Below are 15119 nucleotides of genomic sequence, written 5' to 3'. Positions count from 1 at the left end.
GACCATGACCCCGATTGCCGTCACCCTGCTGACCGGTTTCCTTGGCGCCGGTAAGACCACCCTGCTGCGCCACATTCTGAACGCGCAGCACGGCTTCAAAATCGCCGTGATCGAAAACGAATTCGGCGAAGTCTCGGTCGACGATCAGCTGATTGGCGATCGCGCCACGCAGATCAAAACCCTGACTAACGGCTGCATCTGCTGCACCCGCTCGAATGAATTAGAAGACGCCCTGCTGGATCTGCTCGACAGCCGCGATCGCGGTGAAATCGATTTTGACCGCCTGGTGATTGAATGCACCGGTATGGCTGACCCCGGCCCGATTATTCAGACCTTTTTCGCCCATGAGATCCTCTGCCAGCGCTACCTGCTGGATGGCGTCATTGCGCTGGTCGACGCGGTTCATGCCGACGAACAGATGAACCAGTTCACCCTCGCCCAGTCGCAGGTGGGCTACGCCGATCGCATCCTGCTGACCAAAACCGACGTGGCGGGCGACAGCGAAAAACTGCGCGAGCGCCTGACGCGTATCAACTCGCGGGCGCCGATTTACATCGCGACGCACGGTGATATCGACCTCTCGCAGCTGTTCAACACCAACGGCTTTATGCTGGAAGAGCATGTCACCTCAACGCCGCGCTTCCACTTTATGGCAGATAAACAAAACGACGTCTCGTCGATTGTGGTCGAGCTGGATTACCCGGTGGATATCAGCGACGTCTCCCGCGTCATGGAAAACCTGCTGCTCTCTTTTGCCGACAGGCTACTGCGCTACAAAGGGATGCTGTGGATTGATGGCGAACCGAACCGCCTGCTGTTCCAGGGCGTACAGCGGCTGTACAGCGCGGACTGGGACAGACCGTGGGGAGATGAAACGCCGCGAAGCGTCATGGTGTTTATTGGGCTACAGCTGCCGGAAGACGAGATCCGGACAGCGTTTGCAGCACTGCGCAAATAATCGTACGAACGCAGCCCTCTCCGCAGTTGAGGAGAGGGCTGTGAGATTATTTCAGCGCCTCGGGCAGCGTCACAATCCACAGTTCGCTTTCTGACGCCGGCTTCGCCAGCGGCTTCACGGCGAGGGTGGTCGCAACCGGTTTATCATCAATCGTGAGCGCGCCTTGCGAATTCACCCGATAGTCCTTGAGCTTCTTGCCCTCGACCGGATTTTCCATCGCCACCTTCACGCCAAAGTCGTTATCGTTCGCGACCGCCAGCGTTTTGTTGTCAATCAGCGCTAACCCTTCGGCCTTTTCCTGCTGCCAGCCAAGCGCGCGCAAATCCACGACCTGGGTTTTAGCCGCCAGCGTAATGCCGCGCTGGGCCAGCGTCTTCTCGTCATCAAACTCCGGGTATTCGCCCGGCTTATCGAAGCGTGTCAGATCGCTCGCCTTGCTGAGGTCCACCTTGTAGATGAGGTTGCGCATGCCATCGTTTTTATCGCTGCCCTGCTCAATCAGCAGCAGCTGCTGGTTATCAAGCGCCACAATATCGCCAATTTTGGCGTCACTGTTTTTGCTGTAGGCCGCGCTGTCGATGGGATAACCGTACATCGCGGTTTTCCCGGTCGCCGGGTCGAAGCTCACCAGGCGGGTAAACAGCGCCTGTTTTTTGCTTTTGCCGTCGATATCCAGCGTGCTTTGCACCGCGGCAATGATACGCCCGTCCGGCATACGGGTCAGTCCTTCAAAGCCCCGGTTTGGTTGACGCCATTTAATAATATTCGGCAAGCCGCCCGCGATGGATTTCTCGCCTTCCGCCGCCTGCGGACCGTGAATCGCCAGGATCTTGCCTTTGCTGTCGACGTTAATCAGGAACGGACCGTACTCGTCGCACAGCCAGTAACCGCCTTTACCGTCCGGCGTGATACCTTCCGTATCCAGCCCGCGATTGTCGCCCTTCAGCACCTTTAACGTGTCACTGAACGCCACTTCATTGGTCGAGCCAATCACGCCGCTTTGCAGCGGCAGACCGTTGATCTCGCCTTTATCGTCATGCAGAGGGCGCGCATCGACGGCCTCCGCTTTGCCATTTTGTACGCGAATCGTCATCAGCAGCGGAGCGAAATCGGGCGTGACAAAGATTTTGGCTTCGTCTTTCCCCACTTTCGGCGAATCCGCATTCGGACCGCGATCGGTCACGGTCGCAAACGTCAGGGTATCGCCCTGTTTACCGGTAAACAGCAGGCCAGAGCCGATCCCGACCGGGAGCCCCTTCGGGAACGCACCGGCAAACGCGCCGCTGTAGCTCACGCGCGTGCCTTCGGGGAAGCTGACAACATAGTGTTCAGCCGTAGGCTGCGCCGCCAGGCCAGAGAAAGAGAGCGCACAACCGATAAGCACAGGAATAATTTTTCTTTTCATATTGTTAGTATCCAGAAAGTGAAGCCAACAACGTAAAGAACAAACGTGTCAGGAAAATGACACCGCAGAGATACGCGGGCAGGCAATTGCAGGCGCATGAATCGCCAGAAATGTAAAACTAAACCACAAAGTGTAAAATTTGAAATGTTTCTGGAAATTATTAGAAAGCCAATTAATTCATCTCAAACGGTTATCCTCTGTCTCGTTCAGTGTCTATTTAGTCAAAAAACTAAACCTGTCTTAAACGTCCAGGTAATACATATTGACCCGGCGATAACTAAACATGAAAGCAACATTTCAAAAGCCAGCCATTAACAAAAACAGCATAAAAACACGACTTTAATCACATTTGCAGTCATAAACATCGCTTGTTAAGGTGGCCTCAGATGAAATTAATGACGAGGCATAAAACATGAAAAAACTGAATGTTCTTCTTCTTTCTGCTCTGACCGTCCTGTCGGGTTCCGCACTGGCTATGGGCGGCACGATTGAGCAAGGTAAAAACTTTACTAACCTTAATCTGGAAATGGGTAAATCCTCATCCGGTGTGTACCTTGAAAGCAACTGGCTCAAAAACACCGATGACGGCACGCAAACAGGTGGCGTTGGCGCCGGTTACAACCTGGAAGTGGGCCCGGTAATGCTGAATGCCGGCGCTAAAGCAATCTACCTTGGCCCGAAAAAAGGCGATAACGGCGTGGCATTCCCCATCGGTGGCGGTATTAACGTTGCGCTGACGGACAGCATCCACGTGTTTGGCGAAGGGTATGCCGCACCAGAAGGTCTGAACAACAGCGTGAAAAACTACGTGGAAGCCAACGGCGGTGTGAGCTGGACGCCAATCACGCCTGTGACGCTGAAAGTGGGTTATCGTCACGTAAGCGTTGACGGCAAAGACGGTCGTCCTGGCCACACGCTGATCGACGGCGCATATGTAGGCGGTGGAGTCACCTTCTGATGAAACACCGCATTACCGCGCTTTGCGTTCTGAGCATCACGCTTCTGCTCACCGGTTGCGTCCAGTATAAATGGGTGAAACCGGGAGTCAGTGACGCTGAGATGAATAAAAAGCTCACGGAATGCGAAGCACAGGCCCTGATTGATCTGCCCCCGGACAATGTTGTGACCGGTTCGAGCTCGGAAAAAATGGACAAATCGAAAAAGAAAAAGGATATTTCCACGAGCTACACGGTTGAAGACGCGAATGAATATCGCCGGGATACCTTAGTCGACAGCTGCATGTTCAAAAGCGGCTGGGACAAGATTGAAGTGCAATAACCCCAAAAAAAAACCTGCCGAATGGCAGGTTTTTTATTCGCGGAGTTACTTACGCACCACCACCAGCTTCTGGTTCACAAACTCTTTGATCCCCAGGTCCGACAGTTCGCGTCCGTAACCGGATCGCTTCACGCCGCCAAACGGCAGCTCTGGCGCGGTATCGGTGAGCCAGTTGATATACACCATGCCGGTCTCAATACGCGACGCCATTTTCTTCGCCCGCTCGATATCCTTGCTGAACACCGCGCCGCCCAGACCATAGTGGGAATCGTTCGCCAGTGCGACCGCTTCGTCATCATTTTTCACCACATAGATCTGCGCCACCGGGCCGAAGAACTCCTCAAAGTAGGCCGGGTTGTCGCGCGAGATATGCGTCAGGATCGTCGGCTCAAAGAAGCACCCGTCACGCTGCACCGGTTTGCCACCGTAATGCAGCGTCGCGCCGTTTTTCACCGCCTCGTTGACCTGTCTGGTCAACGTGTCCAGCGCATCCTGAGAGGACAGCGGCCCCAGGGTAGTGCTCTCGTCCAGCGGATCGCCAATCTTCACTTGCTTAAACGCCTCGGTGAATTTCGCGAGGAAGGCATCCGCAATCTTCTCATGCAGGATGAAACGCTTCGCCGCCGTACAGACCTGGCCGGCGTTATTGAGTCGGGCATTCACGCCCGTCTTCACGGCCTTCTCCAGATCGGCATCATCCAGCACCACAAAGACGTCGTTACCGCCCAGCTCCAGGGTCGATTTTTTGATGTGCTTCGCCGCCTGCGCCGCGACCACGCTACCCGCTTTTTCGGAACCGGTCAGCGCGGCACCCTGTACACGATCGTCGGCGATGATGTTCGCCACCTGATCCGACGAAATAAACAGGTTGGTCCACGCCCCTTCCGGTGCACCGGCCTCACGCACCAGATGTGCAAACGTCTCTGCACAGTGCGGCACGATGCTGGCGTGTTTGGCGATCACCGGGTTACCGGCCGCCAGGTTCGGGGCGAGGACACGCATCAGCTGGTAATAAGGGAAGTTCCACGGCTCAACGGCCATCAGCACGCCAATAGGGTGGTGCTCGACCCACGCTTCCCCGAGTTCGGAGTCGTACTTCACCGGGGCGAGGAACCGTTGGGCATTATCCGCGTAGTAGCGGGCGATTTGCGCGCACAGTTTCACTTCACCGCGGCTCTGCTCAATGAGCTTACCCATCTCCTTGCTGGCAATTCTGGCCAGATCCTCCGTACGTTCGTCGATGAGGTCCGCAAGTTTACGCAGTACCGGCAGGCGCTGGTTAATGTCGCCTTTTGCCCAGTCCGAATGGTAAAGCGCATCGGCCGCCTTCAGCGCCGCTTCAACATCCGCGTCGGTATGGGAGGGATATTCTTTGATGAGCTGGTTTGTGGCAGGATTTACTGTCTGGTAAGCCATGTCGAATCTCCTTGTTTTACCGCTTAGGGTATTAAGGGTAGACAATATGACTGGCGATGGACGTAAAGTTGGGTATATCCGGAAGGTTCTTAGCGTGGTACTGCAACATGTCGCGCGGGCATGGTATAAAAAACGTTCCTGACAGGAGTCCCCCATGACCGAGACCCGACACATCCGCCAGACCTTTCATCGCGCCTGCGGCCACGAGCTGCGCAGCACGTGGCAGAGCACCCAGGCGTATAAACGTCATTGTCACCCACAGCTCTCTATTGGCGCGATCCTGGAAGGCCAGACGTGCTGCACAATCCATGACAGGGAGTATATCCTGACCCCTGGCGACATCATCGTCATCCCGGCGCATGCTCCCCACAGCTGCAACCCGGTGGCGGGACAGCCGCGCAGCTACCATATGCTGTATATCGACACTGACCTTTCGCTGGCACTGCAGGTCATTCGCGATCAAGCGCTGTTTAATCATTATCTTGACGTGGTTGAGAACATGACCGCGGCCTCCCTGAACGCACTGCTTTGCGCCCTTCCCCCCTCTACAGGCCGTACAGATAAGCCCCATTCATTGAGTCAGCAGGTGCAAGAGGCGTTTCTGTCGAACCTCACCGCTCCGCCTTCCCTTGACGACCTTGCCCGGCGATTTTCACTGCGCAAAGAGACATTAATCCGCACCTTTAAACAGGACACCGGCCTGACGCCAGGACGCTTTCTCAGCATCTCTCGCGTGGAATACGCCAAAGCGCGACTGCGTGCGGGGGATGATCTCGCCGATGTCGGTTACCAGAGCGGGTTTGCCGACCAGAGCCATTTCCATAAAACCTTCGTCAGCTACACGGCCGCCACGCCTCGCCAGTACGCGACGGGCCGATCAATATCAGACAATAATCAGGATACGTAACGCCGTAAGGTGATCTCCGTTTTTGCTCTGGAGGTCACGATGGAACTGTTCTTCCCTTCCGCTTTTCTCGCCCTGGCGCTGGCGCATTTTGTAGCCCTGTTAAGCCCCGGTCCGGATTTCTTTTTGCTGGTCGGTTACGCCGCACGCTACCGGCTGCGCGGCAGTGCCGGGTTGTGCCTCGGTATCGCCGCGGGTAACGCGCTCTATATTGTGCTGGTGATTATCGGCTGGAGCGCCCTGCGCACGTTTTCGTGGCTGTTTACCCTTATCGAATTATCCGGCGCGCTCTACCTGCTCTGGATTGGAACGCGGCTGGCGCGCAGCCGCCCACAGACGCTTGCGCTCAATGAGACTCATCAGCGGTGCCCCTCATTGCGTAAGCAAATCCTGCTGGGGCTCGGTTCGGCACTGTTAAACCCGAAGAATGCACTTTTTTATCTGGCGCTCATGACGGCGCTGTTAGGGCCGGATGTCACGCTGCTTCAGCAGTCAATCTGCGGTGTCTGGATGGTAATGGTGGTGCTGGTCTGGGATTTAGCGCTGGTGTCGCTGATGGGCTTGCCCGTGGTTCAGCGGACGCTCAGCCGTTCACTCTGGCTGATTGAGCGAACCGCTGGCGTGGTGCTGATGGCGTTTGGTGGGTGGGTCGTGTGGCGTTTTTTGCATTTTCTTCCCGCCTCCCTCTATTCTTAAGCCATGGAAAAAATAGCTGAACTTAAACGCGCCAAGCTGCTGGCGCTGTCGCTGCTGCTGATTGCCGCCGCGGCGTTTATCACCACCCTGTTCCTGCCGCAAACCTTCTGGGTGCGCGGCGTAAAGGCCATTGCCGAGGCGGCGATGGTCGGCGCGCTGGCGGACTGGTTTGCCGTCGTCGCGCTGTTTCGCCGGGTGCCTATCCCGTTTATCTCACGCCATACGGCGATCATTCCGCGCAACAAAGACCGCATTGGCGACAATCTGGGTCAGTTCGTGCAGGAAAAGTTTCTCGATACCCAGTCGCTGGTGGCATTGATCCGCCGCTATGAACCGGCACAGATGATTGGCACCTGGTTCAGCCAACCCGACAACGCCCGGCGCGTCGGGCTGCATCTGATTCAGGTAATGAGCGGTTTTCTTGAACTGACCGACGACGGACGCATTCAGCGGCTGCTCAAACGGGCGGTGCACAAGGCCATCGACAAGGTCGACTTCACCGAAACCAGCGCGGTGATGCTGGAGAGCATGACCCGTAACAATCGCCATCAGGTGCTGCTGGACGCCATCATCAACCGCCTGATCGCGCTTATCCAGCGTGACAGCACGCGGGACTTTATCGCCGACCAGATTGTGCACTGGCTGAAGACCGAGCATCCACGCAAGGCCATGGTGCTGCCTACCGAGTGGCTCGGCGATCAGAGTGCGGAGATGGTGTCGAATGCGGTGAATACGCTGCTGGATGATATCAGCCACGACCGCACGCACCAGATCCGCCAGGCGTTTGACCGCGCCACGCTGAAGTTTATCGACAACCTGAAAAACGATCCGGAAATGGCCGCCAAAGCCGATAACATCAAGCACTACCTGAAGAACGACGAGGCGTTTAACCGTTATCTGGGCGAGATGTGGGCCGACCTGCGTCAGTGGCTGAAAGCGGATATGCAAAGCGAGGACTCGCGCGTCAGGCAGCGCATCGCCAACGCCGGACTGTGGTTTGGCGAAACGCTGTCGAACGATGCCAGCCTGCAGGCATCGCTGAACGAGCATCTGGAGCAGGCGGCGCACCGCGTGGCACCGGATTTTGCCGCGTTCCTCACGCGGCATATCAGCGACACGGTCAAGAGCTGGGATGCCAAAGATATGTCGCGCCAGATTGAGCTTAACATCGGCAAAGACCTGCAGTTCATCCGTGTGAACGGCACGCTGGTGGGCGGAACGATTGGCCTGATCCTGTTTTTACTCTCGCAATTGCCTGCCGTGCTCGCGCATTAACTCGCCTCAGGCGGCGCGATCACATAGCGCGTAGGGGCAAAGCGATTGAGGATCAAATGCACCAGGAAGACCATTGTCAGGGTCGCCACCAGCGCAAAGGTCACCGAGGTAATGCGATAGAGATCGCTGAACACCAGGTCGCTGTCCGGGTGCATGTTCTGCCCGAACATAATGCCGATGGTGGTGATGCTGGAAAACCCGACCCCGGCGCCGACCTTCTCCATCACGTGCAGCCGCGCGCCAAATGCCAGCCCAAGGCCGATAAGCGGCATCATCAGCAGCATATGGCTGCTGTGATCGTAAAGGATAAGCTGGACGACCAGAATGTAGAGGCAGCCCAGCACCACGCCGACCACGCGCCAGAGGGAACTCATCACCGCGCCGCGATAATGCATGGGAAACAGAATCAATACCCCGGCCATCAGCGCGGACAGTGAGTCGCTCAGGTCGCTTACCTGGAAGATGACGAAAATCAGGGTGGCAACGGTCCCGGAAAGCAGCGACTCGTGGCGCACACGGGCGTCATCTTTTTCAATCAGCGGCGGCGGCTTGCGCGGCTCCACGTCCGGCAGCAGGTAATTCATCAGCGCGCTCAGGCACACCGCCATAACGCTCGCTTCGATATTGGAAAACAGCAACGTATGCCAGTCGGTGGTGGGATAGCTCATAAAGTTGAGCATCACGCTCTGGCAGACCACGCCCATCGAACCAAACAGAAACAGCGGTCCCTTACTCATAAAGCGAAAACGCATGACGTACAAGGCGAACACGACTAACGTCATGATCACCGGCCATTGCGACAGATAGCCGATGATAATGACCATTTCAACGCAGTTAAGCGAGGCGCTAAAGATAAATTGCTTCGCCACGTGGCGGTTAAAGACCGGTACCAGCGACAGCAGCATGATGGGGTAGACCACGAAAAACACGCCGTAGTGAGTGTTGTAAAAACTCGAAATGCTCAGCGCAATCATGCCGGCAAAGACGATGCGCAGGGTCTGGCGAAAGTCGTTTGCCGTATAGACGATGTTGCCGTGCGGGGTAAACACCCGCGCCAGAGTGTTAATAGACATAGTGCAGCAGGCTCACCAGGTGGATCTGCATCCCGGAGAAGAAGCGCGCAAACGGCCCTTCGCTGTTATAGAGCTGCACGGTGGCACGCGCACCGGTCGGAAGTTGCTTCGGCAGCGCCTCGTCCAGCGCCACGTGGATTCGCATACGCTGGGCATCACGAACCCACCGGTTGGAGGTTTCTGGCTCGGACAGCTCGCCGTTCACCGCCTCCTGTCCGGCGAGGATCCCCGCATCGCTGCTGGTCACATGCGCACGGAAGACATGTCCCGGGAAGGCGTCAAACACCACGGCGGCATCGGTTCCCTGATGGGTATGGCGCAGGCTCTTCTCGCGGAAGTCGGCCACGATATCGGCCTGATTATTCACCAGCGCCAGCGCGGCCGAGCCGGAGGAGGCGTAATAGCCGGGGCTGAGCTGCAGGTTACTGACCGTGCCGTCCGCCTGGGCGTAAACCTTCGTCCAGCCAAGATTCAGTTCCGCTTCATCCAGCGCGTTGCGGTATTTTTGCAGGGTGACGTTGCGGTGTTCTTCCCGCTCACCGCGCTGAATGCGCAGGTTACGGATGTTCGCCTGCAGCGAACTGACGGACTGCTCGCTGCTCTGCCAGGTGGTCCGGACTTTATCCAGATCCGCCTGCGACACGCTCTGCAGCGTGCTGAGTTTCTGATAACGATCGTAAGTCACCTTGTCGTTACGCGCGGTCAGCACGGCGGTTTTCAGGCTGGCCTGTGCGGCCGCGATCTGCGCATCCAGCTGTTCGTTAGAGAGACGCGCCTGCTCCAGCGCGATTTGCGCTGCTTCCACTTTATTGCGAAACGGCGTGTCATCCAGCTCAAACAGCAGGTCGCCTCGCTTCACCTGGCTGTTGTTGTGTACATGGACAGCCGCCACGTAGCCGGAGACGCGCGGAGAAACCGGTGTCACCACGCGCATGACGGTGGAGTCCGGCGTCAGCGGGATCCAGATGTCCGCGACGACAAAGTAGACAAACATCAGCAGGAAAGAGGCAATACTTACCCTTACCCAGCGGGCAAACTTTTGTTCAGGAGTCATTATTTTTCGGTCTTGTTATCTTCTTCGCGGATTTTCCGCAAATTGCAGGCGATTTGATTCAATGTGGCGCTGAAAATATCGAGATGCTCCGGCGCGATGTTTTGCGATACGCGCGCCTGAAATGTCTCGATCACCCGGGAGAGCGTCCTGAGTACGGCGTTCCCCTCCGGCGTCAGCGTGAGTAGCCGGATACGCTTGTCATAAGGCGATACAGTGCGTAACAGGTAACCCTGTTTTTCCAGCTGTGTCAGCGTGCGCATCAGCGGCGGCAGTTCAATACCCTGCACCTCCGCCAGTTCACTCACCGAGACGTTATCCCCAAGCTGTTGAAGCTGCATCATCACCGTCCAGCTCGACTGGGTTAACCCGGTCTCGAGAATGGCGTCGTCAATCACGGCGCGCCACTGACGCACGATCATGGCCATCCGCATCCCCATCGGTCTGCGGCTAAACAGTTCTTCTTCACGCATGGGATATCCTCTCGTAACACGCGGTCAAGATAATAGTTACCAGGATAAGTATCAAGAAACGAGAGACAAAAGAGCAGGAATTGCGAAAGACGAATGCCCTCTCCCGGTGGGAAAGGGCATCAAACCGCCGAGAATTTAGCGGCTAAAACGTTTTTTAATGGCAACGTTTCCTGACGCGGTGACCACCACGTCCCGATATCCCGCCACCCGCTGGATCCAGCCGTTGCTGTCCAGGTACGCGAGGAGCGCCGCGCCCGCCTCGCCCCCAAGATGAAACCGCCGCTCGCTCCAGTCAAGACAGGCACAGCAGGCCTTACGGCGCGGATTGGCGCTTAATGAAATACCGAGCGTCAGGAACTGTTCGCGTCCATACACGGTCAGGGCTGATCCGTCCGTCTCCAGCCAGCCCTGCGCCTGCATAAAATCATAGATTTGAACGGCCACCGTCCCTGCCAGATGGTCGTAACAGGTGCGGGCTTCACGCAGGGCTTTTGGGGCGGTGGTTTCCGGCGGGGTGATGCGGCTCCACGACAGCCCCATCATCTGCTCGACCAGTTCCGCCACGTCGTGTCCTGCCAGGCGGTAATAGCGATGCCGCCCCTGTGACAGGCAGGTAATCAGCTTGCCGTCCAGCAGACGGGTCAGGTGCCCGCTGGCAGTGGAGGGGGCGACATCCGCCGCCGCGCTCAGCTCGGTGGCGGTCCATGCCCGGCCATCCATCAGCGCACAGAGCATTTTCACACGCGACGGATCCGCCATGGCGGCGGCCACTGCCGCCATGGCCTGCTCCAGCAGCGCGCTGTTGTCAGGGGGTAAACGGGTCTTAAGCATGGACTGCCCATGGTCTGGTGATCTCTGCCGCCAGCTTATCATTATCCGTCAGCAGAATGAGGTGATTCGCATGGTCGCTGTACTGGGTCAGTACAGACACACCGTGAGCCGCTAACGCCGCGGCAATCTCGCCCAGCTCACCGGGGCGCGCCTGCTGCAGTTTTCTGATCAGCGGTTTACGGACTGATCGGACGTTAAACCCGCCCTCAAGCAGCACGCGACGGGCTTTTTCGCCCTCTTCCACCAGGAAATGGGCTTCGGTACCAAACACGCCACCGCCCTCCAGCCCCACACCATTGCGCCCAAGCAGCTGGCCGAATCGCGCCAGTTCCCCTGGCGTAGCGTCGAAAATCACATGAACGTCATACATCCGCACGCCCCCCGGTTTCTGAGGCGTATTCCCGCACCACCTGCGCCACCCGAATGCGGTAGTACGTAAAGATAGCCTCCCGCCCCTCCCTCTGCGCCGCCTGATGAAAGACGTTCTGCTTCCAGCGGCGGACCGCTTCTTCATCCCGCCACCAGGAGAGGGAGAGAATTTTGCCGTCGGTGGTCAGGCTCTGAAAACGCTCGATATCAATAAACCCGTCGATATCCGCCAGCAGGGGTTTGAGTTCGGCTGCGAGCTGCAGGTAACGCGCCTGGTGGGCAGGCGCGGCCTGGGCTTCGAAAAGGACTGCAATCATGGTTGTCTCTCCGTTGTGAGGGTGCGGAGAGCATGCAGGAAAGAAAATGCGGATGCTTCGGTGAAGGGCGAAGTATTGTCGCCCTCTTTTCGGGAGGGCGACAAACGGTTATCCCAGAATCGACTTCGGCTCCATAAACGCGCGGATCCCCCACTCGCCCATCTCACGCCCCACGCCGGAGTGCCTGAACCCGCCAAACGGCGCTTTAGGCTCATGGGCCAGCGTGTTCACCAGCACGCGGCCCGCGACAATCTGCTGCGCCACGCGACGCGCACGTTCGACATCCCTGCCCAGCACCATCGCACTCAGGCCATACTCAGTGCCGTTGGCAATGGCGACGGCCTCGTCCTCGTCCTGATAAGGGATCACACACAGTACCGGGCCGAAGATCTCTTCCCGGGCAATCGCCATCTGATTTGTGACGTCAGCAAACAGCGTCGGGCGCACAAACCAGCCGTCCTGCGTCCCTTCCGGACGCCCTTCGCCCCCCACCAGCAGGTTTGCCCCCTCGTCGAGACCTTTACGGATATAGCCCTGCACCCGCAGCCACTGTTTTTCGCTGACCATCGGGCCAATTTCTGTCGCGTTATCGCGCGGATCGCCGGATTTCACCGCCGCGACGGCCTGCGCCAGTGCAGTTTCGATTTCCGCCTTACGCGACTGCGGTACCAGAATGCGCGTTCCGGCCACGCACGCCTGCCCGCTGTTCATAAACCCGGCCTGCACCACCAGCGGGATAGCCTGCGCCAAATCGACATCATCGAGCAGGATCGTCGGCGATTTACCGCCTAACTCCAGCGTCACCCGCTTAACACTCTGCGCCGCGTTGCGCAGTATCGCTTTGCCAGTAACGGTCGAACCAGTAAACGAAATTTTCGCCACGTCCGGATGGCGGCTGATGGTCTCACCGACCGTATCGCCCCGTCCGGTGACAATGTTAAACACGCCCGGCGGTAACCCGGCATCGCGCAGCGCCTCGGTGACAATGCGGGTTTGCAGCGCGCTCATCTCGCTCGGTTTAATCACCGCCGTGCAGCCCGCCGCGAGCGCAGCCGCCAGTTTGCCGCAGATAAACCCCGCGTCGCTGTTCCACGGGGTAATAAGCCCGGCGACACCAAGCGGCGTCATCTGCACCGTTGCCGCCCCCGCCGTGGTCACAAACTCAAAGGCTTCCAGCGCCTCGATAGCCTGGGCAATGACATCTGCCGGGTAGCGGGCCATCCACGCCGAGCGCGAGGCTGGCGCGCCGTACTCTTCAATCACCGCGTCCAGCAGCGCGTCATGACGGGCGGCCACGGCGACATGCATGCGTTTCAGCGCGGCAATGCGTTCCTGTCGGGGGGTTTGCGACCATGCCGGAAATGCCGCTTTCGCGGCCGCGATGGCATGCTCAGCGTCTACCTCATCGGCCAGGCGAACCTGGCCAATCACCCGCGCCGTCGCCGGATTGTATAAATCAAAACGTTCAGTGCCGTGCGGGGTAACAAATTCGCCGTTGATAAAGATCTGTTCGATGTGGTGCATATAAACCTCCTCAGGCTGTATGGACACAGTCTGGCACGGCTTCTCCGTTGCGATAATCCACGCTATGCTGCAAGGGTTGTTTCGATTTTCAGGATAATCTATGCATCGTTCGGGTCTGACAGAGCTGGAAGTGGTCATGGCGGTAGTGCGGCGCGGCAGTTTTCGCGGTGCGGCACAGGAGCTGGGCATGTCCGCCACGGCGGTAAGTAACGCTATCGCCGGGCTGGAGAGCCGCCTGGAGACGCGCCTGTTTAACCGCACGACCCGCAGCGTGGCGCTTACCGACGCCGGGCAGCGCTACGTGGCGCGTATCGGCCCGGCCCTGCAGGCGATACGCCAGGCCAGCGAAGAGATCCACAGTGATACCGGCGAACCTGCCGGCACCCTGCGCTTAAACGTACCGAACCATATCGGTGCGCTCTTTCTGGATCAATTGCTGATCGACTTTATGATCCGCTACCCGAAAATGCGCGTCGAGACGCTAAGCGAAGCACGAATGATCGACATCGTCGCAGAAGGTTACGACGCCGGGATCCGTCTTGAAGAATCCGTGCCACAGGATATGATCGCCGTGCCGCTGACCGGTGAGATCCGCCAGCTTGTCACCGCCACGCCGGATTACTTTGCCCGCCACGGCACGCCGCACACGCCGGAGGATCTGCTCTTACATCAGGGGATCGGTATGCGCATGGCGCACGGTGGGATCTACCGCTGGGAGCTGGCGCGTCGCGGGGAACAGTACGCCCTGGCGGTACCGCCGCGCTTTGCCACGTCCGATCTTTTCGCCTCGATCCGGGCCGTGAAGGCGGGATTAGGGATAGGGTTTTTACCGGAACTGTATATCCGGGAAGAGCTTGAAAGCGGGGAACTGGTGAGCGTGTTAAACGACTGGACGCAGCCGTTTGCCGGGCTGCGTTTGTACTATCCGGGGCATCGCCACGTCCCGCCAGGGTTACGGGCGCTGGTGGCGATGATCCGTGAGCGCGGGGTTATTCGAGGTTAGCTTTGTTCAGCCCGTAAGCCGCGTCCAGCGAGCCCGGCGCCATGCGGGACGTGATCCCCAGACGGTTCCAGGCGTTGATCGCCACAATGGCAAAGTTCAGCTCTGAAATCTCCACGTCCGAGAAGTGCTCCGCCACGCTGCGATAGAGCGCATCACTCACGCCATGCACGCTAATTTGCGTCAGCGCTTCGGCGAAGGCCAGCGCCGCTTTCTCACGGGCGCTGAACAGCGGGGACTCGCGCCATGCCGCCAGATGGTACAGGCGCAGCTCGCGTTCTCCGGCAATTTTGGCCTCTTTCGAGTGCATATCCAGGCAGAAGGTACAGCCGTTCAGCTGTGAGACACGAATGTCGATCAGGTGCTTCAGCGCCGGGTCGAGAGAGGTTTTCGCCACTTCCATGCTCAGGTTGGACAGCGCGTTGGCGAGGGCAGGTGTGATCTTATGGTGGTTTACGCGGGTGCTCATTGTCTTTCCTCTTTTTTGTGCGGCATATGTCATGCGATGAGGACAATCTACGCGGATAATGACATAGTAAAAAGACACAA

The 15119-nt window shown here is 58.0% G+C and carries 17 protein-coding genes; 7 read left to right on the top strand and 10 right to left on the bottom strand.

All coding sequences use genetic code 11. The annotated features are described in order from the left end of the window. Positions 1-4: 4 nt before the first annotated feature. Positions 5-958, top strand: a complete 954-nt coding sequence (gene yjiA / locus BJP35_RS07550) for a GTPase (protein WP_020885316.1) — start codon at positions 5-7, stop codon at positions 956-958. Between the two features lie 46 nt (positions 959-1004). On the opposite strand, the gene BJP35_RS07545 is transcribed toward yjiA, so the two are convergent. Continuing rightward, positions 1005-2363 carry an esterase-like activity of phytase family protein gene (locus BJP35_RS07545; protein WP_078774310.1) on the bottom strand — a complete coding sequence of 453 codons (1359 nt, stop codon included), beginning with the start codon at positions 2361-2363 and terminating at the stop codon, positions 1005-1007. A 412-nt stretch (positions 2364-2775) separates the two neighbouring features. On the opposite strand from BJP35_RS07545, the gene BJP35_RS07540 reads away from it, so the two are divergent. Both BJP35_RS07540 and BJP35_RS07535 read left to right on the top strand, forming a co-directional pair. Further along, complete coding sequence (locus BJP35_RS07540; protein ID WP_014168475.1) at positions 2776-3321, top strand: YfaZ family outer membrane protein; 546 nt, start codon at positions 2776-2778, stop codon at positions 3319-3321. Then, entirely contained in the window at positions 3321-3641 is a 321-nt protein-coding gene (locus BJP35_RS07535; RefSeq protein WP_020885318.1) for a hypothetical protein, read from the top strand. Before BJP35_RS07540 ends, BJP35_RS07535 begins: the two co-directional genes overlap by 1 nt. Positions 3642-3686: 45 nt before the next feature. On the opposite strand, the gene BJP35_RS07530 is transcribed toward BJP35_RS07535, so the two are convergent. After that, a complete protein-coding gene (locus BJP35_RS07530; protein ID WP_078774311.1) occupies positions 3687-5057 on the bottom strand; it encodes an NAD-dependent succinate-semialdehyde dehydrogenase in 1371 nt (456 codons plus the stop codon). 154 nt (positions 5058-5211) lie between these two features. Here BJP35_RS07530 and BJP35_RS07525 point away from each other — a divergent pair, with 154 nt between their 5' ends. From BJP35_RS07525 to BJP35_RS07515, 3 genes are read left to right on the top strand one after another with little or no spacing between them, the layout of a single operon-like run. Then, positions 5212-5964: an AraC family transcriptional regulator gene (locus tag BJP35_RS07525; RefSeq protein ID WP_040018550.1), complete on the top strand. Its 753-nt coding sequence runs from the start codon at positions 5212-5214 to the stop codon at positions 5962-5964. Positions 5965-6003: 39 nt separating this feature from the next. Then, positions 6004-6657, top strand: a complete 654-nt coding sequence (locus BJP35_RS07520; RefSeq protein ID WP_086463011.1) for a LysE family translocator — start codon at positions 6004-6006, stop codon at positions 6655-6657. A 3-nt stretch (positions 6658-6660) separates the two neighbouring features. Beyond that, the gene (locus BJP35_RS07515; RefSeq protein WP_014168469.1) at positions 6661-7932 is read left to right on the top strand and encodes a DUF445 domain-containing protein; all 1272 of its coding nucleotides are present in this window, start codon (positions 6661-6663) and stop codon (positions 7930-7932) included. Here the strand turns inward: BJP35_RS07515 and BJP35_RS07510 are convergent. From BJP35_RS07510 to BJP35_RS07480, 7 genes are all read right to left on the bottom strand, one after another. Continuing rightward, positions 7929-9005 carry a DUF2955 domain-containing protein gene (locus BJP35_RS07510; protein WP_086463010.1) on the bottom strand — a complete coding sequence of 359 codons (1077 nt, stop codon included), beginning with the start codon at positions 9003-9005 and terminating at the stop codon, positions 7929-7931. The genes BJP35_RS07515 and BJP35_RS07510 overlap by 4 nt on opposite strands. Then, positions 8995-10062 (bottom strand): HlyD family secretion protein, encoded by a 1068-nt coding sequence (locus BJP35_RS07505; RefSeq protein ID WP_086463009.1) that lies wholly within the window; start codon positions 10060-10062, stop codon positions 8995-8997. The genes BJP35_RS07510 and BJP35_RS07505 overlap by 11 nt, the downstream gene beginning before the upstream one ends. Further along, positions 10059-10529, bottom strand: coding sequence for a MarR family winged helix-turn-helix transcriptional regulator (locus BJP35_RS07500; RefSeq protein ID WP_025205651.1), 471 nt, complete (start codon positions 10527-10529; stop codon positions 10059-10061). The genes BJP35_RS07505 and BJP35_RS07500 overlap by 4 nt, the downstream gene beginning before the upstream one ends. A 135-nt stretch (positions 10530-10664) precedes the next feature. After that, positions 10665-11360: a helix-turn-helix transcriptional regulator gene (locus BJP35_RS07495; RefSeq protein ID WP_040018547.1), complete on the bottom strand. Its 696-nt coding sequence runs from the start codon at positions 11358-11360 to the stop codon at positions 10665-10667. Next, on the bottom strand, positions 11353-11730 hold the full coding sequence (locus BJP35_RS07490) for a hypothetical protein (protein ID WP_032679564.1): 378 nt from the start codon (positions 11728-11730) through the stop codon (positions 11353-11355). Before BJP35_RS07490 ends, BJP35_RS07495 begins: the two co-directional genes overlap by 8 nt. Continuing rightward, on the bottom strand, positions 11723-12046 hold the full coding sequence (locus BJP35_RS07485) for an antibiotic biosynthesis monooxygenase (protein ID WP_032681731.1): 324 nt from the start codon (positions 12044-12046) through the stop codon (positions 11723-11725). The genes BJP35_RS07490 and BJP35_RS07485 overlap by 8 nt, the downstream gene beginning before the upstream one ends. A gap of 108 nt (positions 12047-12154) precedes the next feature. Further along, complete coding sequence (locus tag BJP35_RS07480) at positions 12155-13570, bottom strand: aldehyde dehydrogenase family protein (RefSeq protein WP_078774313.1); 1416 nt, start codon at positions 13568-13570, stop codon at positions 12155-12157. Positions 13571-13670: 100 nt separating this feature from the next. On the opposite strand from BJP35_RS07480, the gene BJP35_RS07475 reads away from it, so the two are divergent. Then, the gene (locus tag BJP35_RS07475) at positions 13671-14573 is read left to right on the top strand and encodes a LysR family transcriptional regulator (protein WP_068795246.1); all 903 of its coding nucleotides are present in this window, start codon (positions 13671-13673) and stop codon (positions 14571-14573) included. Here BJP35_RS07475 and BJP35_RS07470 read toward each other — a convergent pair. After that, positions 14560-15039: a carboxymuconolactone decarboxylase family protein gene (locus tag BJP35_RS07470; RefSeq protein ID WP_032679560.1), complete on the bottom strand. Its 480-nt coding sequence runs from the start codon at positions 15037-15039 to the stop codon at positions 14560-14562. The genes BJP35_RS07475 and BJP35_RS07470 overlap by 14 nt on opposite strands. Positions 15040-15119: the final 80 nt, after the last annotated feature.

This window comes from Enterobacter sp. J49 (genome assembly GCF_002148625.1).
Lineage (GTDB): Bacteria > Pseudomonadota > Gammaproteobacteria > Enterobacterales > Enterobacteriaceae > Enterobacter > Enterobacter ludwigii.
The sequence above is the reverse complement of the archived record's forward strand: the minus strand, read 5'-3'. Positions and strand labels throughout refer to the sequence as shown.